This is a genomic window from Ideonella sp. WA131b, assembly GCA_023657425.1.
In the GTDB taxonomy this organism is placed as follows: Bacteria; Pseudomonadota; Gammaproteobacteria; order Burkholderiales; family Burkholderiaceae_C; genus Rubrivivax.
Window position 1 is genome coordinate 705,731 of sequence record JAGTJW010000002.1, and the last position, 23,621, is coordinate 729,351.

26 protein-coding genes are annotated in these 23,621 nt (G+C 68.6%); 17 read left to right on the top strand and 9 right to left on the bottom strand.

Going from position 1 to position 23,621, the window contains the following annotated elements:
• Positions 1-40: 40 nt before the first annotated feature.
• The gene (locus tag KA711_13235) at positions 41-1,066 is read left to right on the top strand and encodes a membrane dipeptidase (GenBank protein ID MCM0609932.1); all 1,026 of its coding nucleotides are present in this window, start codon (positions 41-43) and stop codon (positions 1,064-1,066) included.
• A gap of 499 nt (positions 1,067-1,565) precedes the next feature.
• On the top strand, positions 1,566-1,790 hold the full coding sequence (locus KA711_13240; GenBank protein MCM0609933.1) for a prolyl oligopeptidase family serine peptidase: 225 nt from the start codon (positions 1,566-1,568) through the stop codon (positions 1,788-1,790).
• A 77-nt stretch (positions 1,791-1,867) separates the two neighbouring features.
• Here the strand turns inward: KA711_13240 and KA711_13245 are convergent, their stop codons facing one another.
• On the bottom strand, positions 1,868-2,491 hold the full coding sequence (locus KA711_13245; protein ID MCM0609934.1) for a hypothetical protein: 624 nt from the start codon (positions 2,489-2,491) through the stop codon (positions 1,868-1,870).
• A gap of 22 nt (positions 2,492-2,513) precedes the next feature.
• Positions 2,514-2,747: a hypothetical protein gene (locus KA711_13250; protein ID MCM0609935.1), complete on the bottom strand. Its 234-nt coding sequence runs from the start codon at positions 2,745-2,747 to the stop codon at positions 2,514-2,516.
• A gap of 54 nt (positions 2,748-2,801) precedes the next feature.
• On the opposite strand from KA711_13250, the gene KA711_13255 reads away from it, so the two are divergent.
• Both KA711_13255 and KA711_13260 read left to right on the top strand, forming a co-directional pair.
• Positions 2,802-3,275 (top strand): HTH domain-containing protein, encoded by a 474-nt coding sequence (locus tag KA711_13255; protein ID MCM0609936.1) that lies wholly within the window; start codon positions 2,802-2,804, stop codon positions 3,273-3,275.
• A 226-nt stretch (positions 3,276-3,501) separates the two neighbouring features.
• On the top strand, positions 3,502-4,074 hold the full coding sequence (locus KA711_13260) for a WYL domain-containing protein (protein MCM0609937.1): 573 nt from the start codon (positions 3,502-3,504) through the stop codon (positions 4,072-4,074).
• 120 nt (positions 4,075-4,194) lie between these two features.
• On the opposite strand, the gene KA711_13265 is transcribed toward KA711_13260, so the two are convergent.
• On the bottom strand, positions 4,195-5,313 hold the full coding sequence (locus KA711_13265) for an IS630 family transposase (protein ID MCM0609938.1): 1,119 nt from the start codon (positions 5,311-5,313) through the stop codon (positions 4,195-4,197).
• 87 nt (positions 5,314-5,400) lie between these two features.
• Between KA711_13265 and KA711_13270 the strand changes: the two genes are divergently transcribed.
• From KA711_13270 to KA711_13305, 8 genes are all read left to right on the top strand, one after another.
• On the top strand, positions 5,401-7,086 hold the full coding sequence (locus KA711_13270; GenBank protein ID MCM0609939.1) for a serine hydrolase: 1,686 nt from the start codon (positions 5,401-5,403) through the stop codon (positions 7,084-7,086).
• Between the two features lie 250 nt (positions 7,087-7,336).
• Complete coding sequence (locus tag KA711_13275; protein MCM0609940.1) at positions 7,337-7,834, top strand: serine hydrolase; 498 nt, start codon at positions 7,337-7,339, stop codon at positions 7,832-7,834.
• On the top strand, positions 7,831-8,205 hold the full coding sequence (locus KA711_13280; protein ID MCM0609941.1) for a hypothetical protein: 375 nt from the start codon (positions 7,831-7,833) through the stop codon (positions 8,203-8,205). The genes KA711_13275 and KA711_13280 overlap by 4 nt, the downstream gene beginning before the upstream one ends.
• A 433-nt stretch (positions 8,206-8,638) precedes the next feature.
• Entirely contained in the window at positions 8,639-9,796 is a 1,158-nt protein-coding gene (locus tag KA711_13285) for a diguanylate cyclase (GenBank protein MCM0609942.1), read from the top strand.
• A 291-nt stretch (positions 9,797-10,087) separates the two neighbouring features.
• Complete coding sequence (locus KA711_13290) at positions 10,088-10,564, top strand: transposase (protein ID MCM0609943.1); 477 nt, start codon at positions 10,088-10,090, stop codon at positions 10,562-10,564.
• Between the two features lie 242 nt (positions 10,565-10,806).
• Entirely contained in the window at positions 10,807-11,976 is a 1,170-nt protein-coding gene (locus KA711_13295; protein ID MCM0609944.1) for a beta-lactamase family protein, read from the top strand.
• A gap of 663 nt (positions 11,977-12,639) precedes the next feature.
• Entirely contained in the window at positions 12,640-13,041 is a 402-nt protein-coding gene (locus KA711_13300; GenBank protein MCM0609945.1) for a MarR family transcriptional regulator, read from the top strand.
• A gap of 38 nt (positions 13,042-13,079) precedes the next feature.
• Positions 13,080-13,514 carry an organic hydroperoxide resistance protein gene (locus KA711_13305; protein ID MCM0609946.1) on the top strand — a complete coding sequence of 145 codons (435 nt, stop codon included), beginning with the start codon at positions 13,080-13,082 and terminating at the stop codon, positions 13,512-13,514.
• A 37-nt stretch (positions 13,515-13,551) separates the two neighbouring features.
• On the opposite strand, the gene KA711_13310 is transcribed toward KA711_13305, so the two are convergent.
• The 3 genes from KA711_13310 to KA711_13320 all read right to left on the bottom strand — a co-directional run bounded on the left by KA711_13310 (position 13,552) and on the right by KA711_13320 (position 16,546).
• Complete coding sequence (locus tag KA711_13310; protein MCM0609947.1) at positions 13,552-13,917, bottom strand: c-type cytochrome; 366 nt, start codon at positions 13,915-13,917, stop codon at positions 13,552-13,554.
• Positions 13,918-14,035: 118 nt separating this feature from the next.
• On the bottom strand, positions 14,036-15,184 hold the full coding sequence (locus tag KA711_13315) for a PQQ-dependent sugar dehydrogenase (protein ID MCM0609948.1): 1,149 nt from the start codon (positions 15,182-15,184) through the stop codon (positions 14,036-14,038).
• A 411-nt stretch (positions 15,185-15,595) separates the two neighbouring features.
• Positions 15,596-16,546, bottom strand: coding sequence for an asparaginase (locus tag KA711_13320; GenBank protein ID MCM0609949.1), 951 nt, complete (start codon positions 16,544-16,546; stop codon positions 15,596-15,598).
• Between the two features lie 69 nt (positions 16,547-16,615).
• Between KA711_13320 and lexA the strand changes: the two genes are divergently transcribed.
• The gene (lexA, locus tag KA711_13325; GenBank protein ID MCM0609950.1) at positions 16,616-17,302 is read left to right on the top strand and encodes a transcriptional repressor LexA; all 687 of its coding nucleotides are present in this window, start codon (positions 16,616-16,618) and stop codon (positions 17,300-17,302) included.
• 8 nt (positions 17,303-17,310) lie between these two features.
• Complete coding sequence (locus KA711_13330) at positions 17,311-17,682, top strand: helix-hairpin-helix domain-containing protein (protein ID MCM0609951.1); 372 nt, start codon at positions 17,311-17,313, stop codon at positions 17,680-17,682.
• Between the two features lie 16 nt (positions 17,683-17,698).
• Here the strand turns inward: KA711_13330 and KA711_13335 are convergent, their stop codons facing one another.
• Complete coding sequence (locus tag KA711_13335; protein MCM0609952.1) at positions 17,699-20,128, bottom strand: penicillin acylase family protein; 2,430 nt, start codon at positions 20,126-20,128, stop codon at positions 17,699-17,701.
• A 201-nt stretch (positions 20,129-20,329) separates the two neighbouring features.
• Between KA711_13335 and KA711_13340 the strand changes: the two genes are divergently transcribed.
• Entirely contained in the window at positions 20,330-20,776 is a 447-nt protein-coding gene (locus KA711_13340) for a hypothetical protein (GenBank protein MCM0609953.1), read from the top strand.
• Between the two features lie 11 nt (positions 20,777-20,787).
• On the top strand, positions 20,788-21,138 hold the full coding sequence (locus tag KA711_13345) for a hypothetical protein (GenBank protein MCM0609954.1): 351 nt from the start codon (positions 20,788-20,790) through the stop codon (positions 21,136-21,138).
• Here KA711_13345 and msrA read toward each other — a convergent pair.
• Positions 21,135-21,698, bottom strand: a complete 564-nt coding sequence (gene msrA, locus KA711_13350) for a peptide-methionine (S)-S-oxide reductase MsrA (protein MCM0609955.1) — start codon at positions 21,696-21,698, stop codon at positions 21,135-21,137. The genes KA711_13345 and msrA overlap by 4 nt on opposite strands.
• A 174-nt stretch (positions 21,699-21,872) precedes the next feature.
• On the bottom strand, positions 21,873-22,379 hold the full coding sequence (locus tag KA711_13355; GenBank protein ID MCM0609956.1) for a DUF456 domain-containing protein: 507 nt from the start codon (positions 22,377-22,379) through the stop codon (positions 21,873-21,875).
• Positions 22,380-22,572: 193 nt separating this feature from the next.
• Here KA711_13355 and KA711_13360 point away from each other — a divergent pair, with 193 nt between their 5' ends.
• Entirely contained in the window at positions 22,573-23,592 is a 1,020-nt protein-coding gene (locus KA711_13360; protein MCM0609957.1) for a Tim44 domain-containing protein, read from the top strand.
• Positions 23,593-23,621: the final 29 nt, after the last annotated feature.

The window sequence follows — 23,621 nt, forward strand, 5'->3', positions numbered from 1 at the left end:
TAACTGATCGGAGCCCGCCATGGCCTATGGTTCAGCTTCCATGAATCCACCCCACCTGCCAGGCCGTTTTGACGCGGCAACCCTGTTGCGCAGCAGCATCGTCTGGGACAACCACGGCTGTATGCCAGTGGCACGCCCGCATGACACGTCCTTCTTGCCGCAGTTGGAGCGGTATCGCGCAGCAGGCGTGAGCGCCGTGATGCTCAACGTTGGCTTCGGGGACATGGGCATCGAAGAGCACGTGCGCACATTGGCAAGCTTGCGTGGCTGGATCAAGGCGCGGCCAGGAGAGTACCTGCTGCTGCGCACCGCCGACGACGTCGAGCGAGCGAACGCCACCGGACGGCTGGCTGTCGGGTTCGACATTGAAGGCGCCAATGCCGTGGCCGACCAGCCAAGCCTGGTGTCGCTGTACTACGACCTGGGCGTGCGCTGGATGCTTTTGGCCTACAACACGAACAACCGTGTGGGCGGAGGCTGCCAGGACGAAGACAAGGGTCTGACGCCCTTTGGCCGCGAAGTCATCGCGGAGATGGAACGTGTCGGCATGCAGGTCTGCTGCAGCCACACCGGCCATCGCACCGTGCGCGATGTCTTCGAGGTGGCTACTCGGCCAGTCATCTTCTCGCACAGCAACCCCAGCGCCGTGTATCCACACCCCCGCAACATCCCGGACGACCTGATCCGCGCCTGCGCGGCGACGGGCGGCGTGGTGGGCATCAACGGCATCGGCAGTTTCCTGGGCAAGAACGACAACAGCAGCGAGACCTTTGCCCGCCATGTGGACCATGTCGCGCAACTCGTCGGTCCGCAGCATGTGGCTTTGGGCCTGGACTACGTCTTCGACTCCCAGGAGTTGGATGACTACTTGTCCAAGATGGCGCACACCTTCCCAGCCGCGTTGGGGTATGAAAAGGGCCTGCGCATGGTGGCACCCGAACAGTTGGAGGCGATCGTTCTGGCGCTCCAGAGGCTTGGCTACGGCGACGCGGACTTGCGCGCAGTGTTGGGAGGCAATCTGATGCGGCTGGCCCGGACGGTCTGGAAGTCTGGCGACCCGACCTGAAGCGCCGTCGTGCGACGCTCGCACGCAACGAGCTAGGAGCGTGGGCGGCAGGTAAGCTCGGTCGCGGTTCGACGGGTCAGCGTGATCTGCAGGAGTGATCTCGAACCGGACCGGGCGCCGGGTCTTGTGCTGCAGCACGATGGCGCGCGGCGCCACCTGATCCCCATGACCGACATCTCGGGCCTTCAGGGCGACGAGATCGCATCCACGCAGCTTGCTGTCGATGCACATCAAGCCGCACGGCGATGCGCGTGTGGACATGGTGCTGCTACCCATCCGTGACGGCCTGACGCTGGCGCGAAGGCGGTGAGCCCTTCCGCCCTGCCGGCGGACGTACCCATTCGCCGGACCTTGGACAAGCGCAAGTCGCAATCCAGCGATGCGCCGGGAGAGGCTGCTTTTCGGCAGCTGAGCCGGGCGGACGAAGGTCAGGTACGGGTCGCTATGCCAAGCTATCCATAGCGACCCTGTGCCGACATTCGAAGAGCTGCACATCCCGATGCTGTGGCTGGTGGCCGGCAAGGACATCGAAGCGCCGCCTGAGCCAACACTGGAAATCCTGGCTCGGCTGCGTCGGCAAGACAAGCCCGTGCCCGTGGTGATCTTCCCGAATGCCGATCACGGCATGCAGGACTTCGAAGTGCAATCCGGCAAACGGGTCAGGACGAAGTTTGCCGATCGATGCTTCTCGCCGCTGCTGAAGCGGATTCAGGATCCGAAGTGAAGGTCGAAAGGTCGGCCTGAGACCCTGGGGAGAGACACGCCAACCGCCCTGACGGCCAGCCGGCATCGGCGGCGCGGTCAGCCCGCACGCCGCCAGTGCATGACCCAGTCATGCTCCCAGGTCTTGCCGGCGTCGGCGGAGTAGACCTGGCGCCAGCGGCACTGGCCCGACCCGATTCGGTCCCAGATGCCCATCGAGTGCATGGTCTTGCCCTTGTCCTCGTAGGTGGACGCGAAGAGGCCTTCCCCGTTCTCGAAGCTCCCGGTCTGGCCTGGCGTGGTGATGACGCCGCTCTTGGCGTTGACCCAGTGGTCGGACCACCGGCGTCGGGAGACATCGAGCATGCGCAGGCCCAGGCCGTTGAAGTCGCGCGCCGGGATCAACAGCTCCTCGACATGGCCGATGCCGCCAAGGATGCTCCAACAACGCGCCTCTCCCTCGAACCGGTCCCAGGTCTCGCCGCGGCGCTTCAGATGGCGGATGCGCCATTGGCCGTCGAGAAAGCCGAAGTCGCCCGGCCGGCCGGAAGTGAGGGTGCCAGGCAGCGTGGGCACGGGATCGAATCGCGGGGTGTCGGCATCGATCATCGAATCGTCGAGCATGGGGCGGGACTCCGGGCTGTGGGTGGATTGGCCGAACACGTGATGGGTCGCCCAGGTGGCCGCGCCAGCGAGCAGCCAGTGGCGGCGTTGTTGATGCATGGGGGTGGCTCCTTGCAGGGCGTCAGCGCTGCAGCGAACAGGCCGTCGGCATGAGCCGCCAGTGGCGCGCACCTCGCGGCCAAGTCTGTCTTTGCAGCGCAGCATGACACGCCAGGATGGTGGCTCCGGCCGCCTCGTAGGCGGGGCGAAAGTGCGCTTCGAACATGGCGATCAACTCGTCGCGCCGGCCCGGGCGCGTGCGGTAGAAGCGCGGTTCAAACAAGATCAGCGGTGTGCTCAGGTCCGAATCAGGCATGCGTTCATGGTGCCCGCTTGAACTTGACATCGATTGTCAGCTAATCTGCGCAATGTGCGTTCCAGTCGCCTGCTGTCGATCCTGCTGCGCCTGCAGCTGCGAGGCCGCATCACGGCGGCTGAGCTGGCGCGGGAGTTCGAGGTTGCCGTGCGCACCGTCTACCGCGACCTGGACGCGCTCAGCGCCGCCGGCGTGCCGGTGCACGCAGAGCGCGGGCGCGGCGGCGGCATCGTGCTGGCGCCGGGCTGGCGCACCCAGCTCACGGGCCTGACGGGGCCCGAAGCACGCAGCGTGCCGCTGGCCGGTCTGCACAGCGCGGCACGCGACCTGGGCCTAGGAGCGTGGGCGGCAGAAATCCAGCCCCGCGCCGGGGCGGCCAAAGCCACTGGCGTAGGCGCGTCGCGCAGCGCGGGCTTCACGCCCGCGCCAGCGGCGCAACACCCGCCAGCGGCTTTGGCCGCCCCGGCCCTTCGGGTTGGGCCGATTTCGGGGCCCTTGCGGCGTTGCCACGCTGGCCCGGGCGTATAGCCCGGGCTGCGCGCGGCGCCTGGCCTGGGCCCCGAAGTCGGCCCAACGCGGGGCTGGATTTCTGCCGCCCACGCTCCTAGCCGGCGAGGCCGCCGATGCACAGCTCAAGCTGCTGGCCAGCCTGCCGCCCGAGGCCGCAGCCGACGCGGGCCGCATCGCCGAGAGATTCCACATTGACCCCTTGCCCTGGTACCACCGCCAAGAAGCGCTGCCTCTGCTGCCAGCCTTGGCTGCGTCTGTGTGGGAGAGCCGCCAAGTGCGCCTGCAATACGCCGGTTGGGCGGGAGAGTCCACACGCACGCTGTCGCCGCTGGGCCTGGTGCTCAAGGGCGGTCTTTGGTACCTCGTGGCCCGCCCCGCCGGCCGGGGCGCTGCAGCCGCACTCCGCACCTACCGGGTCAGCGCGATCCTGAGTCTGAGCGTGCTGGCCACGCCAGCACGCAGACCACCGGGCTTCGTGCTGGCCGCTCACTGGCCAGCCGCCGTGGAGGAGTTCGAATCGCGCCTGATGGCAGGCCGCGCGACTGTGCGGATCACGCCCGAAGGTCTGCGCATCCTGCGCGCGGCGCAGCCGGCGGCAGCCGAGTGGGCCGAACGCACGGCGCGTCCGCTGGCAGGCGCCCGGTGCGGCCAGGACCTTGCCAACTGGGTGCAAGCCGAGTTGCCCACCGAGTCCGAGGCCTATGCCGCGCGGCAACTGTTGCGGCTGGGTACCGAGGTGGAGGTGCTGGCGCCGGCTTCGCTGCGCGCGGCGGTGGCCAAGGAGGCTGCCGCAGTGGCACGGCGCCACCGCGGTTGACGGATGCTCCGGGCTGGCACGGCCCCGCCGCTTGCGGTGACGCCGATCGGCCCGCCGGTCGGGCTGTCCCTTGCAAAACGCGCTTCGTCGGGTGCCGCAGGCAACGCAGCGGCTCGGCTTCTAGTGTAGTGTTGCGTTCTGTTTGGAACTTAAGCGCGCATTGGCCCGAATTACCTTCTGCAGGATGTCGGCGGCGCTCTTGGTCCAGATGAACGGCTTTGGTTTGGTGTTGTGATGGGCGACGTACTTTTCAATGGCAGTGATCAACTCGGGCACGCTCGTGAACACGCCACGGCGCAGCCGATTGACTGTGATGTCCCGGAAGAATCGCTCCACCATGTTCAGCCACGACGCTGAGGTCGGCGTGAAATGCATGTTGAAGCGTGGGCGCTTGGCCAGCCATTCCTGCACCGCAGGGTGCTTGTGCGTGGCGTAGTTGTCGGCGATCAAGTGCAGCGTTTTGTCCTTGGGCGTTTCACGATCGATCTTGCGCAGGAACTTCAGCCACTCTGCGTGCGTGTGACGCTGTTGGCATTGGCCAATGACGGTGCCGTCCAGCACGTTGAGCGCCGCGAACAACGTGGTTGTGCCATTGCGCTTGTAGTCGTGCGTCATCGTCTGCGCGCGCCCCTTCTTCATCGGCAGGCCCGGCTGCGTGCGGTCCAGCGCCTGTACTTGGCTCTTCTCGTCGCAGCAAAGCACCAACGCGTGCTCGGGCGGGGACATGTACAGGCCCACGATGTCTTCGAGCTTCTCGACGAACTTCGGGTCGCGGGACACCTTGAAGCCGCGCACCAAGTGCGGCTTCAGGCCGTTGGCCTGCCAGTGGCGCATCACCGTGCTCGGGCTGACCTTCAGCACTGCAGCCATCTTGCGAGTGCTCCAGTGCGTGGCAGCCACGGGCGTGCTCTGCGTGGTCAGCTCCACCAACTTGGCAACGTCCATCTTCACGGGCGGGGCGCCGCGCGGCAGGTCCTGTTCAATCCCCGGAAGGCCGGACTGCAGATAGCGCTCGCGCCAGCGAGCAACCTGCACGCGCCCTACGCCCAGTTGCTCGGCGATGTCCTTGTTCTGAAGGCCCTGTGCGGCCAGCAGGACGATCTGTGCACGCTGGGCCAGCCTGACGCTGGTGCGCTTGGAGCGCGCAAGCCTCGTCAGTTCGACCTCTTGCTCATCCGTCAACTCTATCCCTGGGGCAACTCGCAATTTTTCGCTCCATTGCAAACCGAAGTAGAGCATTGGAGGTGGAAAACTCAATTACGTTCCTTCAAGAGTCGAACACTACACTAGAGTGGCTGCTGACATTTGCTGCCCTGGAGTTGCGTCATGCCGACCCCGCGCTTGTTCGTGATCGCCGTCGCTGGTGCTGCTGCCTTCGGCATTGCGCATGGCCAGAGCCCGGAGCGGCTGGCAGCGATCGCCCAGTCTTTCGCCGACCGGGGACTGTTCACCGGCACGGTGCTCGTCGCGCGCGGCGACCAAGTGCTGCTGGACCGCGGCTGGGGCCTCGCCAGCCAGGAGTGGCAGGTGCCGAACGCACCGGGCGTGAAGTACCTGCTGGCCTCGGTGAGCAAGCAGTTCACCGCCGCTGCGCTGTTGAGGCTGGTGGACCAGGGCCGGCTGGGCCTGAACGATGCGCTGTCCCGACACCTGAGCGGCCTTCCGGCAGCCTGGTCTGCCGTGACGGCGCGGCAACTGTTGGCGCACACCTCGGGGCTGCCCAACCACACGCAGGGCGGCGGCCTGGAGAAGATTCGCCACCAGCAGATGACGCCGAGCGAGCTGTACGCCAGTTTCCGCGACGCACCGCTGGACTTTTCACCCGGCAACGGCTGGAACTACAGCAACTCGGGCTATGTGATGGCAGGGATGTTGATCGAACAGCTTTCTGGCAAGAGCTACGCCGAGTTCGTGCGAACCGAGCTGCTTCAGCCGATGGGCATGACCAGCAGCGGCGTGGCGCACAGCGCTGCGATCGTGCCGCAGCTGGCCAGCGGTTACGTCAAGGAGGGCAAGGTGCTGCGGCCGGCGAACTTTCTGAACATGAGCATTCCTTACTCGGCCGGGGCGCTGTACGGCACCACGGGCGACTTGTTGAAGTGGCAGCAGGGTCTCTACGGCGGTGCACTGCTGAGCCCGGCCTCGCTGAAGGAAATGACGACGCCGGTGCGCAACAACTATGCGCTGGGCCTGAACGTGTCGTCGGCAGGCCAGCCGCTGTCGTATGGGCACTCCGGAGGCATCGACGGGTTCTCGACCTATCTGCACTACGAGCCAGCGCAGAAGCTGACGATTGCCGTGCTCAGCAACCAGGAGTCCTCGGCCGCGCCCGCGTTGGCCCTCAAGCTGGCGGCGGCGGCCAACGGCCTGGCGGTGGTGCTGCCAGAAGAGCGCAAGGCCGTCGAGCTGCCGGGCGCAGCGCAAGACCGTGTGCAAGGCAGCTACAGCCTGCCGAACGGGCGAACGCTGTGGGTGATCCGGCGCGGCGGCGCGCTGTGGGCTCGACTGGGCAACGAGCAGTGGACGCCTCTCGTGGCTGAATCGGCCAGCAACTTCTACGCGCCTCAAGTCGACGGCGAACTGCGCTTCGAGCTACCGGCCAGCGGCTCGGCGCGCAGCGTCACCTTGCCCGATCTGCCGGGCCAGCCTTCAGGACCGCGGGCCGCACTGCCGCTGCCGTCACTGACCGCGCAGCCGGTTTATCTGCGCGGCAGCATGAACAGCTGGTCGACCGACCACAGGCTGACCCTGGGCGTTGACGGGCTGCACCGCACGGTTGTCGATCTGGGCGCAGGCACACACGAGTTCAAGGTCGCGTCGGAAGACTGGGCTGCCATCGACCTGGGCGCGGCCACGCCGGGCACGGCCTTGCCCGGCTCCGGCAGCATGGTGTTGACGGGCGCGGGCCGCAACATCGCCTTGCTCCTGGAAAAGGCTTCGCGCTGCGAATTCAGCGTCGACGGCCGCGACATCGTCGAACCGCGGCTGGAGTTCAACTGCAAGGCGAGGTGATCTGCACGGGTCGGCGTGGCTCGCGCCGCATGTCCAAGCGTCTCGGCGCCACAGCCCGCTGGCAGAGCAGCTTGCACGGCGAGCTGCGATGCCGCGCTGAACCTGCGGCAACCCCGGCGCCGCCGACGCAGACGTTGACGCCCTGAGTTCACTGCCGGAAGGTGTCTGGACACGCCGCGCCGCCACGCTGCTGCTGGGCAGCGCCTTGCGGGGCTGTTCCCACGCGCCGTCATCAGCGCCGCAGCGCGCCGTGGACACGCGACAGACAGACGACACGGTGCAACTCGCCATGGCCGCCACCGGTGCCCGTGGTTTGGCGGTGTCGGTGGTTGACGACGGCCAGGCGGTGTTCACCAAGGCCTACGGCGTTCGCAACGCCAGCGGTGATCCGCTGCAAGTGGACACCGTGATGTACGGCGCCTCGCTGACCAAGGCCGCCTTCGGCTACCTGGTCATGCAGTTGGTCGAGGAAGGCAAGCTCGGCCTGGACGTCCCGATTGCCAGCTGCTGGAAGCAGCCACTGCCGAGCTGTGCGTCACCGGACATGGTGCGGCGCTACTCCGCATTTGCGGGTCTGGCCAATGACGAGCGCTGGCGTTGGCGCACCGCCCGCAGACGGATACACTCAAGATGGACGGCCGGAGCGCTCACGACGCGCGCAGCCGGATGCGCGCATCGGGCTCCATGGACACCAGCATCGCCGACATGGGCCGGCTCGCCGCGAGCTGTGTGCGTGGAGACGGAATGAGCGCTGCCGCACGGGCCGAGCTGATCCAGTGGCAACTCACGATCGCCACGGGCAGTCAGTTCCCTTCGCGGCAACCGCCCCCCGCGTCTCCGCCCTTTCAAGCACTGGGCGCGGGCCTGGGCGTGATCGCCTTCAAGGGTCCGCAAGGGGCAGGCTTCGTCAAGGGCGGACACAAGGACTCCACGGCCAACATGGGGGTCTGCATGGGGGCCGGCAAGCGCTGCGTGGTGATCCTCTCCAGCGACGTTCGGGCCGAGCCGGCGTTTCCGGCCCTGGTGCGGTCAGTTCTTGGCCAGATCGGGCTGCCCCGGGCCTGGGAGCACGGTGGCATGCCATTCGGGTACCCGGCGTGCTCATTCGCTCTCGGATGACCGGTTCCGGGCGGTCAGGTCGCTCAGCCTACCGTCTGGTTTGGGCCGCTATGGATAGCTTTGCACAGCGCTATGGATGGCTTTGCATAGCGACCCTTCAGCAACACTCACCGCCGCCAATTGACCGCCGCGAAGCAGCCGCTTGTGCGGGCCTCTCGCGACCGGTCAAGGTGGCCTGCGCTGGCGTGGTACGCCCACCGCCACCCCTTGCTCGAACTTCAGCGGCGACATCACCAGGTACCGGGTGCCGTCGGGCCAGGAGGTCTGGCACCGGTTGCGCGGCCGCTCCGCCGGGCGCGGTCGGCCAGGCATGCCCACCGGTGGCGATGGCGAGCCGGGCCTGACAATCCCTCGTCACCTTCCAGCGTCGCGCTCAAGGTACGCATCGGTCAGGCCGATACCCGTCCTGTGCACTTGCCTTCTTGGACCACCGTTGACAACTCCCACCTCTCCACCAACTGCCGACGCGGCTTCGGCCACGCCGGAGCTCCCGCAGCGGGATCTCGCGCGCATCGCCGGATGGAAGCGACAGGTCGCATCGTCGTTCTCGTGGATCCTGCTCGGCATCCCGTTGATGGCCGCCGGCGTCACGATGGGCCACGCCGACTGGCGACTGGTGGCGCTGTGGGCGCCGATGTCGGCTCTGGTCACGGCATTCACGTGGCTTGGTCTGCAGCGCGGCTGGACCCTCCGGATGAAGGACCCGGCGCTCACGCTGCCGCAGATCGCATACTCGATCGCCTCCACTGCGGCCTGCTACGCGATCCTCGGGCCGATGCGTGCGCTGGCCTTGCCGATGACCTGCCTGGCCCTCCTCTTCAGCATCTTCGCCTTGTCGCCGCGGCAGGTGCGGGGGCTGGCGGTCTACACGCTGCTGCTGTTCGCCGTCACCATGGCGGGCATGGCGTGGCAGCAGCCGCAGCGGTATCCCTGGGCGGTGGAACTTGCCACATTCTGGGTGTTGTTGCTGGTCGTGCCCGGCTTCGACGTGCTCGCCGGACGCATGAGTGCGCTGCGCAACACCCTGGGCCAGCAGAAGACCGAACTGGCGCGGGCCCTGGCGCGCATCGCCGAGATTGCCGATCGAGACGAGCTGACCGGTCTGGCCAACCGCCGCAGGGCCCAGGAAAGGCTGCAGCTCATGCAGGCCGAGGCCGCCCGGGGCAAACACGCCTTCGTGGCGATGATCGACCTCGACCACTTCAAGATGGTGAACGACTTGCACGGCCATGCCATGGGTGACATCGTGCTGCGCCGATTCGCGCACGAGACCACCGGGCTGCTGCGGCCGGGCGACCTGCTGGCGCGCTGGGGCGGCGAGGAGTTCCTGCTCATCATCCAGACCGCCGACCCCGAAGTCGCTCTCGCCGTGTGCGAGCGCGTGCGCGAGCACACGGCGGCGTTTTCCGTGCCCACCGCGGGCAGTGCGGAGCTGCGTGTCACTGTGTCCATGGGCGTGAGCCGGCATGCAGCCGATTGCGCGGTGGCACAGACCCTCGCCGCCGCCGATGCCGCGCTCTATCGCGCCAAGGCATCGGGGCGCAATCGGGTAGAACTGCAGCAAGATGCCGGCATGCCGGGGGCAGCCTGACGACGTGGCGATCAACGGCCCATCCCAAGCGACGCCACATGCGGCTTGAGTCCCCGCGACGGCCGCGGCGCTCGCACGCGAGCCCGGGGAGCGCTGGCTGCTGGAGCAATGGCGTCAAGTCGTGACACTGCTCGTCAACCCGCGACCGTCAGTTCGAAGCCAGCCCTATCCCGGATGCTTCATCAATAGCAGGTCGGTGGCCTCGTGCCGAGGTGCGTTTTCATGGGAATCTGAAGCCAATGAAGACCGAGGACCGCCGATGCCAGAGTGCACCGATGAGACCCTGCCAGCGTGGTCAGTGCGCTGATCAAGCGGCTGCTGGTAGCGCTGCGCCGCGCATGGCCAAGGACGAAGATCATCGTGCGTGCGGACTCGGGGTTTTGCCGCCCGCGCGTGCTGCAACGCCTGGAGCGTTGGGGCGTGAGCCACATCATCGGGCTGCAGAAGAGCCCGCGCCTGAACGAGCAGGTGGCCCTCGCAGAGATGGCCCTGGCCGAGCAGACCGCAGCCATGAAGAACAAGCAACGCATGTTCGGCGAGTTTCAGTACGCCGCCGGCACCTGGAGCAAGGAGCCAACCCGCGCTTCATCGTCACCGATCTTCCGGGTTCGCCCAAGACCTTGTACGAGCGCAGATGCTGCGCGCGCGGCGAGGCCCAGAACCCCATCAAGGAAGCGCAACCGGACCTGTTCGGGCGGTGCGCCAGCTGCCACCGCTACCAGGTCAACCAGCTTCGCCTGCTGCTGGCCGCACTGGCCTACACGCTGATGATCAACCTGCACCGTCTGGCTCTGAAGGGCACCAAGCTTGCGCAGGCCTGCACCATGCGGCGCATCAATTGCCACACTCACGGGCCCGCGACCCACAAAAGTTGGCCGAAGGGCGCCTCAGAGTCATCCAGTGCTGCGCTCGCGAAACATCCGGGGCTGGATTTCTGCCGCCCATGCTCCTAGATTTCTGATCCTGGCCCGCTCGCCGTGATCGGGCCGCAACCTGGCAGGAGACTTCGCATGGACTTGAAGCAGCGTGCAGACCGGATCTTGAGCAACGCAGTTGCAGGAGGCGCCGTTCCTGGGGTCGTGGCGATGGCTACCGACCGGGAAGGGACGATCTACGAAGGCGCCTTCGGCGAGCGAACCCTGGGTGGCGGCCAGCCGATGACGCTCGACACCGTGGGCTGGATCGCTTCGATGACCAAGGCCATCACCTCGGTGGCGGCAGTGCAATGCGTCGAGCGTGGCCAGCTCGATCTGGACGCCCCGGCGCACAAGGTTTGCCCGCAGATCGGCGACGCCCAGGTGCTGACCGGGTTCGACGCCAATGGCAAGCCCACCTACCGTGCGCCGCGCCGCGCCGTCACGCTGCGCCACCTGCTGACCCACAGCTCGGGCTTCAGCTACGAGATCTGGAACACCGACATCGCCAAGGTGCAGGAGGCGCTCAGTATTCCGAGCGTCACGAGCTGCGAGAACAAGGCGCTCACGCTGCCGCTGCTGTTCGACCCCGGCGAGCGCTGGGAATACGGCATCGGTATCGACTGGGCCGGCAAGATGGTGGAAGCCATCAGTGGCAAGAAGCTCGGCGCTTACCTGAAGGAGAACCTCTTCGACCCACTCGGAATGACGAGCACGGCCTTCAGGATCTCGCCCGACATGCGCAGCCGCCTCGCGGGTGTTCACTTGCGCGGGGCGGATGGCAAGCTCGCACCGATGCCCTTTGAGTTAACCCAGGAGCCCGAGTTCGAGATGGGCGGGGGCGGCTTGTACGCGACCATGGGCGACTACCTGAAGTTCGTGCGCATGGTGCTCAACGGCGGCCAGCTTGCCGGAGAGCGCGTGCTCAAGCCCGAAACGGTAGCCAGCGGTCTGATGGTCAACCAGATGGGCGATGCGCGGGTCTCCAACCTCAAGACCAACCACCCGCTCACCAACGACGCCGAGTTCTTTCCGGGGGTGAAGAAGAGCTGGAGCCTCGCGTTCCAGATCAACCACGAGCGCACTCTGACCGGCCGCCCGGCAGGTGGGCTGATGTGGGCGGGCCTTGCGAATTCGTTCTACTGGATCGACCCGACGACCGGCATCGGCGGCGTGTTCCTGAGCCAGATCTTCCCGTTCGCGGACACCGGCTCCGTGCCGACGTTCTACGACTTCGAGACAGCGGTATACGACAGCTTGCGCTGAAACCAAGAGGCCTGCAGCGACGTGTCGGAGGCTCTGCCGCCTCGAGGGGGGGCGGCGGCGCCTGATCGCGGAGCTTGACCGAGGTTCAGGCGACCTGAAGCGCCTGGCCCCGTGCGGGCGCCCGCGGCGGTGCCCGCGCTTTCAGACCAAGATGCGTGACGATCTTTTCACGGACCGGCTGCTCCAGAATCACCGAAGTGATCTTCGGCCTGCCGCCGCAGTCTGGGCTGTACTTGCGCTCTATCTCAATCACACCCTCGAGCGCTGCCAGGCCCGGATCATCAACTGCCCTGCTCCAAGGCAGCCGAACCGCGGTACCCGCTTGCTGCACAGCCGACACCCGCAGCCGCGCGCTCCTGGGCAGCGCGAAGCCTGACCGGTCATGCCTGTCCGAGCACGGGCAGCATCAAGCATCGTCAACCGGCCTTGATGCGCTCAGCCATCCCCTGCATCAGCCCAGCCCTCAGCACGCGCGCCGCCATCGCACACCGGCCCGCATCCCCCTGTTGCCTCATCGGGCATATAGATCGCGTGCAATCATCTTGTGTTCGTCTCAATAAACGATCGTCTGTGCCCCGCCGTGACGCAGCACCCACCCCCGAAGGCCACTGGCTCGCCCTCGACCGCCAGCTGTGCTTTGCGCTCTACGCCTCGTCGCTGGCGATGACCAAGCTCTACAAGCCGCTGCTCGACCCGCTGGGCCTGACCTACCCGCAGTACCTGGTGATGCTGGTGCTGTGGGAGCACGAAGGCCTGGCGGTGGGCGAGATCGGCGAGCGCCTGGCACTCGACTCGGGCACATTGACGCCGCTGCTCAAGCGGCTCGAGCAGGCCGGTCTGGTGCTGCGGCTGCGCGACACGGCCGACGAGCGCCGCGTGCGCGTGGCGCTGTCGGCCGCGGGCCGTGCGCTGCGCCGCCGCGCCCAGGCCATGCCGCAGGCTGTGGCTCGCGCCAGCGGCTGCACGCTGGGTGAGTTGAGCGAACTCACGGCCCAGTTGCAGGGCCTGCGTCGGCGCCTGGCCGACAACCTGGCGGCCCTGCCCGCTTCCTCCTCGGCGACCTGAACCCGGTCGCCTTAACCCCCACGAAAGCGAGACCACCCATGGCCATCGACAAAGCCCTCTACACCGGCCGCGCCACCAGCACCGGCGGCCGCACCGGCAGCACCAAGTCCGACGACGGCGCGCTCAGCGCGGTCCTCGTCACGCCCAAGGAACTCGGCGGTGCCGGCGGTGCCGGCACCAACCCAGAGCAGTTGTTCGCCGCCGGCTACAGCGCCTGCTTCATCGGCGCGATGAAGGCTGTGGCCGCGCGCGCGAAGACCGCGCTGCCAGCCGAGCCCACCATCGACGCCGCGGTGTCGATCGGCCCCATGACGGGCAAGCCCGGGGCCTTCGCCGTCGACGTGGCGATGACGATCTCGGTGCACGGCATGGAGCGTGCCGAGCTCGAGCATCTGGTGGCCGCCGCGCACGAGGTTTGCCCGTACAGCAACGCCACGCGCGGCAACATCAGCGTCGCTCTGACGGTGGTCTGAGGCGGCGTTCCCCCCGGGGGCGGGCCGGGCCGGGCGATCAGGGCTTGAGGGCCATGATCAGCTGGGCCATCGCTCGAGCGTCCCTGTCGCTGACCAGGGGCTGCGGCGGCATCGGGTCCTCGCCCCACACGCCGCTGCCGCCGGCCTTGATCTTGGCGGCCAGTGTCGCCACCGCATTGGCGTCGCCGCCATAACGCTCCGCCACCTCCTTGAAGTGGGGGCCGTACTTGCGCCTGTCGACCAGGTGGCAGGCTGTGCAATTGTTGCGCTGCATCAACTGCTGCAGCGTGGGCGTCTCGGCACGGGCTTGCGGGGTCCAGGCTGCGGCGAGCGCCAGCAACCACAAGGCCAGCGACAGCGTCGCTGCAGATGGGCGGGCCGAAACGGCTTGGGCAGGCTTCATGATGAATCGAGCACTCGAGGTTGACGCCACCCAACACAGGCGCTGTCAGGCGCAGCAGGTCAGGTGCTGATGAGCAAAGGGCGCCGCCTCGCAGCGGCGCCCTTCATGGACCGCTGGTTCAGTTAGGCGTGACGCGGTAGATCATCCCGCTGCCTTCGTCGGCCACATACAGGGCGTTGTCAGGGCCCAGCGAGAGATGCCGGAACCGGCCGGCGAAGGTGGGCCACAGCAGTTCCTCGCGCTTGGCGGACAGTCCGTCACGGCTGAGGTCGAGGATGTCGATGCGATTGCCCGTGGGCGTGCCGTGGATGCCGATGCCTGCGTACCCGACTGCCAGGCGGCCTTCCCACTGCTTCCACTGCTTGCCCACCAGGAACACGCTGCCGCACATGCCTTGCGACAGGCCGTTGTTCGTCCAGGCGGGCTTGAGCGCGTCCGGGAAGGCCTTCAGGTCGGTCATCGGCATGAAGGCGCTGCGCTCGGCAGGGGGCATGGCACCCATCTGGTTGGGCGAGTAGCCGCAGTAGGCATCGGGGCAGGGGCCACGGCCGTTGCGGTTGTCACGCGGGTCCCAGCCGCCGTTGCCGCCATTGACCAGCTTGGTCACCTCGTCGGTGTGCCAGGGGCCGTTCTCGGAGAGGAACGGCTCGTTGGTACCGGGCCGGAATGCGATGCCCTGCGGATTGCGGAAACCGTAGGCGAAGATGCGCTTGTCGAAGCCGGCGGGCGGGTTGTTGCCAGGCGCAGCCTTGCCGTCGCGGTCCACGCGCAGCACCTTGCCGATGATCTGCGTGGGGTGCTGAGGGCCTGCGCCGCTGTGGTTGTCGCCCGTCAGCACGTACAGGAAGCCATCGCCCGGGTTGAAGCGGATGCGGCCGCCGTTGTGCGCACCCGGCCCACCAAAGGGGTGGGCCGATTTCGCCGGCTTGTAGCCGATGTCGTTGATGATCTCGGAGATGTCGGACACGGCGGCCAGCGGCGCGTCCACCCTCATCCGCATCACGATGTTGTTGAAACCGCCATAGGTCCGGTTGGGGCCTTTGGAGCTGGCGTAGACGTAGACGAAGCGGTTGCTCGCGAAGTTCGGGTCCACCGCCACCCCCTGCACGCCGGCCTGGCCGTCGCAGAACAGGTCGTTGCGCACCGTCGCGTAGCCCTTGCTGTCGCCCACGCCCAGCAAGGCGTTTACCTTGCCCGAAGGCAGGCGCACCGACAGGCCCTTGCACTTCTCGGTGAAGAACATCGTGCCATCGGGCAGGAAGGCCATGTCCCAGGGGGAATCGGCCTTCTGGAACTCTTCGGCCTTGACGGTGACCTGCGCGGCTGCTGCGGTGGCACCCACCAGCGCCGCCACGGCGATGAGGCTTGCCGGCAGCCAGCGCGCTGGTCCTCTGCGGACCTTGAGACCCGGGTCAAGGGCGGCTGGACGGAAATCGGGGACGGCTGATCGCATGTTGTCTCCTGGTTTTCGTTGGTACTGTGGACACTGCCCGGCTGACGTCACCGCCAAAGACCGGACGTGTCGCGGACATTCTGCGGGCGAGACGGCGCTGGGGCGCCATGCCCTACCAAGACAAGGGTCATTGCGACGGATCGAGCCGTGCGCCTGAGCGCCCGAGCCGCGGTTCAGGTCGGTGCCCGACAAGAGGCTACGCGGCACCCGCGACACTCGCCCGGGTCAGGATGACCGGAGCAGTTCCAGCAGCAGGTGCACGCGCGTCTGGGCGGGTGTGGCGTCGCCGGCCACAGGCAGTGCGTCGGCCGCGCGGCCCTCGCCTTCGACCACGCCGCCGGCCACGCAGCGCGACGCTCGCCACACACGCACGCCCTGCGCCTGCGCCGCCTTCGCAGCCGCCAGCAGCGTGTGGTGCACGCTGCCGTTGCCAGTGCCCGCGATGACGATGCCAAGCGCACCGGCAGCCACCAGCGCCTCCATCGCTGCGCCCCGCGCGCCAGCGTGGCTGGTGACGATGTCCACCACGGGCCAGTCGGCCACGGGCACGGCCAGCACCTCGGCGGCGTCGCCGCCCACCGCCGGCCAGGCACGCAGCAAGCGCAGCCGGCCGTCCTGCCACAGCGCCAGAGGCCCGGCGTCGCCGCCGCTGAAGGCTTCGGCCCGGTAGCCGTGCACCTTGCGCGCCTCGGTGCCGCTGTACACCGCGCCGCCGAAGGCCAGCAGAACGCCCTGCGCGCCCGGCAAGCCCGCGAGCGTCACCGCATCCAGCAGGTTCTGCGGCCCGTCGGGCGACGGCGCGGTGGCCGGGCGCATCGCTGCGGTCAGCACCACGGGCTTGGTGGCGGCAACGGTGTGGTGCAGGAAGGTGGCGGTCTCCTCCAGGGTGTCGGTGCCGTGGGTGACGACGACCCCGGCCACCTCGGCCCGCGCCAGGTGTTCGCGCACGGCGCTCGCCAGCGCCACCCAGGTGACGTGGTCCATGTCGCAGCTGTCGAGCTGCGCCAGCGAATGCGCCTCCACGGCGAGACCGGCCAGCGCCGGCACGGCGTCGACAAGCGCCTGCGCGGCCAGCGCGCCCGCCTGGTAGCCCAGATGGGCGCCCGGGCGCGTGGCGGCGCCTGCGATCGTGCCGCCGGTGCCGATGACCACGACGAAGGAATCGGTGCTTGGCATCTTCTGCTTTCTGGATGAAACTACAGCCCTGGATGGATAGACAGCCTGCGCGCCGCCGCGGGCACCGCTATGCAAGACAACCCCAAGCTCACCGCCCGCCAGCAGCAGATCCTCGATGTCGTGCAAAGCGCCATCGAGCGCACCGGCGCCCCGCCTACCCGCGCCGAGATCGCCGCCGAACTCGGCTTCAAGTCGGCCAACGCCGCCGAAGAACACCTGCAGGCCCTGGCGCGCAAAGGGGTTATCGAGCTCCTGGGAGGCACATCGCGCGGCATTCGGCTGAAGTCTGACACGCTGCGCGCGCTCAACCAGGCGCGGCTCGACGGCATTGGCAGGCAGCACATGCTGCCGCTGCCGGCCATTGCGCAGCTCACGCTGCCGCTGGTGGGCCGCGTCGCCGCCGGCAGCCCCATCCTGGCGCAGGAGCACGTGGATACCAGCTTCCTGATGGAAGCCTCGATGTGGGCGCGCCGCCCCGACTACCTGCTCAAGGTGCGCGGCATGAGCATGCGAGACGCCGGCATCCTCGACGGCGACCTGCTCGCGGTTCAGAAGGCCAAGGACGCCAAGAACGGCCAGATCGTTGTCGCCCGCCTGGGCGACGATGTCACCGTCAAGCGCCTGCGCCGTACCAGCAAGGGCATCGAGCTGATCCCCGAGAACCCCGATTTCGAGACCATCCACGTGCCACCCGAGGCCGATTTCGAGCTCGAAGGCATCGCGGTGGGGCTCATCCGCAACACCATGCTGATGTGAGGCACGCGATGCTGGCGCCGCTGAAGCTGTCGAACCTGCCGCCCTTGCCCGTGGGTGCTGCCCGGGCCCCGCGCCCCCCGAAGGCGCCGCCGCCGCGCAAGGCTGCCACGGCGGCCGAGTGCGAGCGGCTTGAGCAGCTGCCCAACATCGGTCCGTCCATCGCGGCCGACCTGCGCCTCATCGGCATCCAGCACCCGGCGCAGCTTGCCGAGGCTGACGCGTTCGCGCTGTACCAGGCGCTGCAGCAGGCCACCGGCAAGCGGCAGGATCCCTGCGTGCTCGACACTTTCATGGCCTCCTGCGCCTTCATGCGCGGCGGCCCGGCCCAGCCCTGGTGGGCCTACACGGCCGAGCGCAAGCAGCGCTTCGGCGTGGTGTAGCGCTCGTCGGCTGCGCTCAGCGCGCCGGCTGAACCAGCAGCACCGTTGCCGGATCGCCCTGCGGCCACAGCGGCAGCAGCTCGCCACGCGTCCATGGGCCGACCTGGTCGCGGTAGCGCGGCGAGAACACGATGCCACTCTGCCCGGTGGAGTGCACCACGCCAGAGCGGGTACGGTCGGCCACGTCGTACACCGCGCGCAGACTGGCCGAGTGGTCCACGTGGTACAGGTCGCCCGTGAGCTTGTCCTCGCGCAGGCTCACGCGCATGGCCATCACGGTGTGCGTGTCGCCGCCAACCGGCGTGCGCAACTCGAACAGCCGGCGCAGCACCGGCACGCGGCTGAACGGCCGGTGCTCGGAGCGCGCCACGTGCACAGCGCCCCAGCGCCAGGACGCCACATCGTTGCCGTGGCGCACGGCCAGTTCGTCAAGTGCGCGCGCCAGCGCCAGCCCCGCCTGCTGCGCGCAGGTCTCGGCGGCGGGCGTGCCGCGGTCGTCGCACCAGCTGGCGTCGTCGCGCGCCAGCACGCCTTCGAGGGCGTCCTGGAAGGTACGGCCGGCCAGGCTCTTCTCCCACAGCGCCTCGCCGGCATCGTCGGCGAACACGGCCTTGGCCAGCTGGCGCTGCCAGGCCCAAGCGATCAGCGGCGCGGGCTTGTCAACGGCCATGTCGGCCGCGAAGCCCTCGAGCTGCTCCTTGGCTGCCGCCGCCAGAGGGTGGCCCCCCTGCAGCGAGTCCGCGGCCCGCTTCAGCCACGGCAGCAGCGTCGCCATCGCCAGGGAACGGCCGTCCATCTGCAGCGCCGCCAGGTCCTGCAGCGAGTGCTTCGGACGCGACTCCAGGACCTGCTCGATGCGTTGCTGGCGGTAGGGCAGCGCCCATTCGTGTGTGAGGTGATACCGGTAGCCGGGCTCGGTGATGCGCTGGTTGGCGGTGGCAATCCAACCGATGGCGGGGTCGCGCCGGCGCGGCGTCTGGTGGGGCGGAATGAAGCCGGTCCAGTCGTAACGCGCATCCCAGCCGGGCGCCGGCACGCGGCCGCCGAGGTCGTTCTCGGGGGCGCGCACGGGGACGCGGCCGGGCGTGATCACGCCGATGCGGCCGGCGCGGTCGGCCGCCACCAAGTTCTGCATCGGCGCTACCAGACCCTGCGCTGCAGTGAAGGTCTCGTCCACCGTGCGAGCGCGCTGCACAGCCAGACCCACGGCGACAGGGTCGTTGTCGGGGTCGAGCGCCGTCCAACGCATCGCCAGCAGGAATCCTGGCTTGGCGCCCAGCGCGTCGGCCATGCCGCCGGCGTCGCTGATCACCGGGCCGTGGCGCGAGCGTCGCAAGGTCACCGGCACATCCGGCGCGCCCTTGACTCGAATGGTGTCGGTCTGCACCTGCAGCGGCGCAAAGCCCTCGGGCGTGCGCACGCGATTCGGGTCGGCCGGGTCGGTCTGCTCGAGGTACAGGTCCTGCACGTCGGGGCCTGTGTTGGTGAAGCCCCACGCGATGTCGGCGTTCTGCCCGAGCACCACGAAGGGCAGACCGGGCATCGTGGCGCCAGCCACGTCCAGCCCCGGCGCCCTGAGCCGGGCCAGGTACCACAGCGCCGGCGCACTGAGCTTGAGGTGCGGGTCGTTGGCCAGCAGCGGCGAGCCCGTGGTCGTGCGCGAGCCGGCCAGCACCCAGTTGTTGCTGCCCATGCCCTCCACGCCCGAGGGCGGCGCAGCGTCCAGGCCGCGCGTCAGCGCCGCCACCTTGGCGCTGCCCAGGCCCAGCGAGCGGTACAGCGCCGTGTAGTCGGCTGTGGCCGGCACGGGGTCGCCCGGGTAGGGCGGCAGCAGTTGCTCGATGCGCTCCACCGGCAGTTTCAGCGCCAGGCGCAGGCGCAGCAGCTCGGTGTTCCAGTTTCCGCCCAGATCCCAGGCCATCATGATCGCCCAGGCGAAGGTGTCGGCCGGCTCCCAGCGGGCGAGCTGCAGGCCGAGCACCACGAACTCCGGCGCGCGCGCCTGCCCGCCCTGGCTGACGACGGCATTGATGCCGGCGGTGTAGGCCTCCACCACCGCGCGCGAGGCCGCCGGGGCCCGGGCCCACTGCGCCTCGGCCGCGCGGCGCACGCCCAGGGCACGCAGGAAACGGTCGGCCTCGAGCGCCGCGGGGCCGAACGCTTCGGCCGTGCGGCCGGCGCCGATGCGGCGGTGCGTCTCCAGTTGCCAGAGCCGGTCCTGCGCATGCACCACGCCCAGCCCGTAGTAGGCGTCGAGCGGGTCAGCCGCCACGATGGTGGGGATGCCGTGGGCGTCACGCTCGATGCGGATCTCACCACGCGCGCCCGCGAGCACCAGCTTGCCCTCCTGCGGCGGCAGCGTGCGCCAGGCGTAAATGGCCAGCACCAGGGCAGCGAGCAAGGTCAGCAGCAGCAGCGCGGCAAGGCCGCGACGGATCCAGTGCATTCGGGCTCAGGCGGGGGCAGTCGACGAGACGGAAGTGTCGTCGCCGCCGTCGTCGCCGTTGCCCCGGGCTTGCCCGCACCCGACACGGCGGGGATGTAGCCGGCCAAGCCACCGCTGTTCGCGCCATCGGCGGAAGGCCCGCAAGGTCAAGATGAGCCTACAGGTTCTGCCCCAGGATCCGATACCCCCACCATGATGCCGATGCTTCCCTTCCGCCTCCCCACGGCAATCGCACCTCAGGCGCGCCGCGCGCCGCCGACAGCCCCACTGGCGCAGGGCGTGTGCATGCCACCGTCGCTGATGTACTTCGCACCGGTCGCCGGCGGTGCCCTGAAGGGCTGGTGGCAGCGCTTGATGCTCTGGCTGCTCGGCCCGGGGCCCGTGGAACCGGCGCCGCCACCCAACCGACTTGGCCTGGTCAAGCGAGAGATCGGCACATTGTTGGCCGACGTGGACGGCGAGCACGCCGATCAGCTGCGTTGGCGGGCGCAGCACGCACAATCGCTGCGAGAGCTCTGGCACCTGCGAAGCGACCTCTACAGCACCATCTCAGTCGCTCACAGCCAGAGCGAGGCTGATGCGCGACTGAAGCTGATCAACCAGCACTTCCCCACCCGCGCCCCGCGCCCGCTGTTCGCGCCGCTCTAGATCGGGCCGCCATGCAAGCCGTCGCACCCCACACGCCCGGCCACACCCTCGCTGGTCTGGCATCCCCCGACCTCTCGGGGCTGCCGCAGGATCGCCAGGCCCATGCAGCGGCCCGCCGCGCCTTCGTGGACCTCAAGCGCACCTTCATTCACGCCTTGGACGGCCTGCCCGCCGTTGAGTGGCTGCAGGAGCAGGTGAGGGCCGCCGAGGAGCCGGAGGACCTGTGGTTGCTGCGGGCCCCGGCCTTCGCGGCGCTGAGGGGCGCCGACCCGCAAGTGCGGCAGCGCCGCCAGCAGTTGCGACGCAGCCTGGACTCGGTGTTCCCCGATCTCGACGAGCCCAGCAGCTTCTCGCTGATCTAATCCGACCGCAACCGCGAAGCGAAGCGACGTCGGAACTTCTCGACCTTGGGCGCCACGACAAAGGCGCAATACCCCTGGCCGGGGTGGTTGGCAAAGTAGTGCTGGTGGTAGTCCTCGGCGCGCGAGTAGTTTGCCAGCGGCACGATCTCGGTCACGACACGACCGCCCCCGCTCGCCGACAGAGCTGCCTGCAACTCGGCCACGACCTCGAGCGCAACCGCCTTCTGCTCGGAGCTGGTCACATAGATGCCACTGCGGTACTGGGTCCCGACGTCATTGCCCTGCCGGTTGGGCGTGGTCGGGTCGTGGATGACGAAGAAGATCTCCAGCAACTCGCGCAAGGTGATCAGCGCGGGGTCGTAGCTGACCTGCACGACTTCGGCATGCCCCGTGTCGCCGCTGCAGACCTGCTCGTAACTGGGGTGGTGCACATGGCCATTGCAGTAGCCGCTCTCGACCGCGATGACGGCGTCGACCCGTTCGTAGACCGCCTCCAGGCACCAGAAGCAGCCGCCGCCGAGCGTGATTCGCGCCGGCGCGCTGAGCGTGTGAGCGTCCATGGTTGGTGTCTTGGCGGCGCAGAAAAGGTCAGCCGGTCATGTCCTTGCACTTCGCGCACTGTAGCTGGTGCCGGCTGGCGACCACCCCATGCTGCGTCGCCGCATGCTGTCGTCGCTGCCCACCCTGCCTCAGAACGCGCGGGCCAGCGTGGCCATGCGCCAGGCCGCGGGCGATCACGCGAGCAGCGCCACGACGAAGATGCCGATCATCACGAACGACAGCACCACCTTCGCAACCATGCCGGCCATCATGCCCAGCCAGGTGGCCACGCCCACTTTGATGGCCTGTCGGCCGGCGCCAGCCCGGTCGGCCTCCTGGCGGCGCGCGACGGCCTCGCCGACCGCCGCCCCCACCAGCGGCATGAACAGCACGCCCACCAGGCCCATGAACAGACCCACCACGGTGCCCACGGCAGCGCCCACCAGCGCCAGGCGGCTGGCACCGGCCTTGCGTGCACCCAGTAATCCGGCGACGTAGTCCAGCGCCCAAGACAACAGCGCCAGCATTGCCACCACCACCACGACCCACACGCCCACGCGCTGGAAGTCGTCGATCCAGGCGCCCAGCAGGATGCCGCCAAACACCAGGGCCGTGCCAGGCAGAGCCGGCAACACGGTGCCAGCCAGGCCCACTGCGATCAGCAGCAGCACCAGCACCCACAGCAACACACTTGTTTCCATTGGTTCCGGGTTCCCGTCATGCTCGGAAACCCGATCATGGGGCCGATCCTGGCCAAGCCAAGGCCAGCGCGGAGCACCCACCCGGCGCATGGGCTACGGCCAATGCCTTGGACGCGCGCGCGCCATGCCTCACACTCGCGCACGCGCTGGTGATCCCGCCGCGCGCTCATGTTTTTTCGAGGAATCTCACGCAATGAAGAACTGGCTCATCGGTGCCGTGGTCGTGGCCCTGGTCGCGACGGCCGTGCCCTCCATTTCCGAGGCCAAGCGGCTGGGCGGCTCCAAGTCCAGCGGCATGCAGCGCGACATGCCCGCGCGCACCGCCCCCGACGCGCCACCCGCCAAGCCCGCCACGCCCGGGCAGGGCAACACGCCCGCCCAGCCGGGTGCCGCCGCACCGGCCGCAGCCGGGGCCACGGCCGCCGCCGCGGGTGCCAAGCGCTCGTGGATGGGCCCGATCGCCGGCCTGGCCGCCGGCCTGGGCCTGGTGGCGCTGGCCAGCGCGCTGGGCTTCGGTGAAGAGCTCGCGAACTTCCTCATGATCGCGCTGCTGGCCGTGGCCGCCATCGCGTTGATCGCCTTCCTGATGCGCCGTTTCGGCCGTCAGCAGCAGCCGGCCATGGCCAGCAGCGGCAACGGCATGGCCCGCAGCGGCGCCCAGGTCAGCTGGCCCGCCCAGTCGAACGCGCCCGTGCAGCCGGCCCCGGCCAGCGCGCCCGCGCAGTTCAGCGGAAGCGCCCCGGCCGCCGGTGTGACCGACCCCGTGCCCGGCATCGGCGGTGGGCCGGTGGCCGAGCCCGAGCCCGTGGTGGCCGAGCGCAGCACGCCCAAGGCCTTCGTGCCGGCTGACTTCGACAGCGAGACCTTCGCCCGCACGGCCAAGATGATCTTCATCCGCCTGCAGGCCGCCAACGACACGGCCGATCTCGAAGACCTGCGCCGCTTCACCACGCCCGAGCTGTTCGCCAGCCTGCGCATGGACATCCTCGATCGTGGCGCCAGCGACAACCACACCGACGTGCAGCGTGTCGAGGCCGAGGTGATGGACGTGACCAACGAAGCAGACCGCCAGATCGTCAGCGTGCGCTTCCACGGCGACATCGTCGAGGAGCGCGGCGGCCGGCCGCAGGCCTTCAACGAGGTCTGGCACCTGGTCAAGCCGCACGGCGACGGTGGCCAGTGGGCCATCGCCGGCATCGAACAACTGGGCTGATCCGGCGACGCACGGACGGCACCTTCACC

Coding starts and splice junctions, on each gene's coding strand:
- KA711_13345 (MCM0609954.1), top strand. CDS start 20,788: ATGCAAGCCGTCGCACCCCACACGCCCGGCCACACCCTCGCTGGTCTG.
- KA711_13250 (MCM0609935.1), bottom strand. CDS start 2,747: ATGCCTGATTCGGACCTGAGCACACCGCTGATCTTGTTTGAACCGCGC.
- KA711_13300 (MCM0609945.1), top strand. CDS start 12,640: ATGACCAAGCTCTACAAGCCGCTGCTCGACCCGCTGGGCCTGACCTAC.
- lexA (MCM0609950.1), top strand. CDS start 16,616: ATGCAAGACAACCCCAAGCTCACCGCCCGCCAGCAGCAGATCCTCGAT.
- KA711_13320 (MCM0609949.1), bottom strand. CDS start 16,546: ATGCCAAGCACCGATTCCTTCGTCGTGGTCATCGGCACCGGCGGCACG.
- KA711_13360 (MCM0609957.1), top strand. CDS start 22,573: ATGAAGAACTGGCTCATCGGTGCCGTGGTCGTGGCCCTGGTCGCGACG.
- KA711_13330 (MCM0609951.1), top strand. CDS start 17,311: ATGCTGGCGCCGCTGAAGCTGTCGAACCTGCCGCCCTTGCCCGTGGGT.
- KA711_13245 (MCM0609934.1), bottom strand. CDS start 2,491: ATGCATCAACAACGCCGCCACTGGCTGCTCGCTGGCGCGGCCACCTGG.
- KA711_13295 (MCM0609944.1), top strand. CDS start 10,807: ATGGACTTGAAGCAGCGTGCAGACCGGATCTTGAGCAACGCAGTTGCA.
- KA711_13310 (MCM0609947.1), bottom strand. CDS start 13,917: ATGAAGCCTGCCCAAGCCGTTTCGGCCCGCCCATCTGCAGCGACGCTG.
- msrA (MCM0609955.1), bottom strand. CDS start 21,698: ATGGACGCTCACACGCTCAGCGCGCCGGCGCGAATCACGCTCGGCGGC.
- KA711_13280 (MCM0609941.1), top strand. CDS start 7,831: ATGAGCGCTGCCGCACGGGCCGAGCTGATCCAGTGGCAACTCACGATC.
- KA711_13355 (MCM0609956.1), bottom strand. CDS start 22,379: ATGGAAACAAGTGTGTTGCTGTGGGTGCTGGTGCTGCTGCTGATCGCA.
- KA711_13265 (MCM0609938.1), bottom strand. CDS start 5,313: ATGCTCTACTTCGGTTTGCAATGGAGCGAAAAATTGCGAGTTGCCCCA.
- KA711_13235 (MCM0609932.1), top strand. CDS start 41: ATGAATCCACCCCACCTGCCAGGCCGTTTTGACGCGGCAACCCTGTTG.
- KA711_13335 (MCM0609952.1), bottom strand. CDS start 20,128: ATGCACTGGATCCGTCGCGGCCTTGCCGCGCTGCTGCTGCTGACCTTG.
- KA711_13240 (MCM0609933.1), top strand. CDS start 1,566: ATGCTGTGGCTGGTGGCCGGCAAGGACATCGAAGCGCCGCCTGAGCCA.
- KA711_13340 (MCM0609953.1), top strand. CDS start 20,330: ATGCTTCCCTTCCGCCTCCCCACGGCAATCGCACCTCAGGCGCGCCGC.
- KA711_13315 (MCM0609948.1), bottom strand. CDS start 15,184: ATGGCCTTCCTGCCCGATGGCACGATGTTCTTCACCGAGAAGTGCAAG.
- KA711_13305 (MCM0609946.1), top strand. CDS start 13,080: ATGGCCATCGACAAAGCCCTCTACACCGGCCGCGCCACCAGCACCGGC.
- KA711_13270 (MCM0609939.1), top strand. CDS start 5,401: ATGCCGACCCCGCGCTTGTTCGTGATCGCCGTCGCTGGTGCTGCTGCC.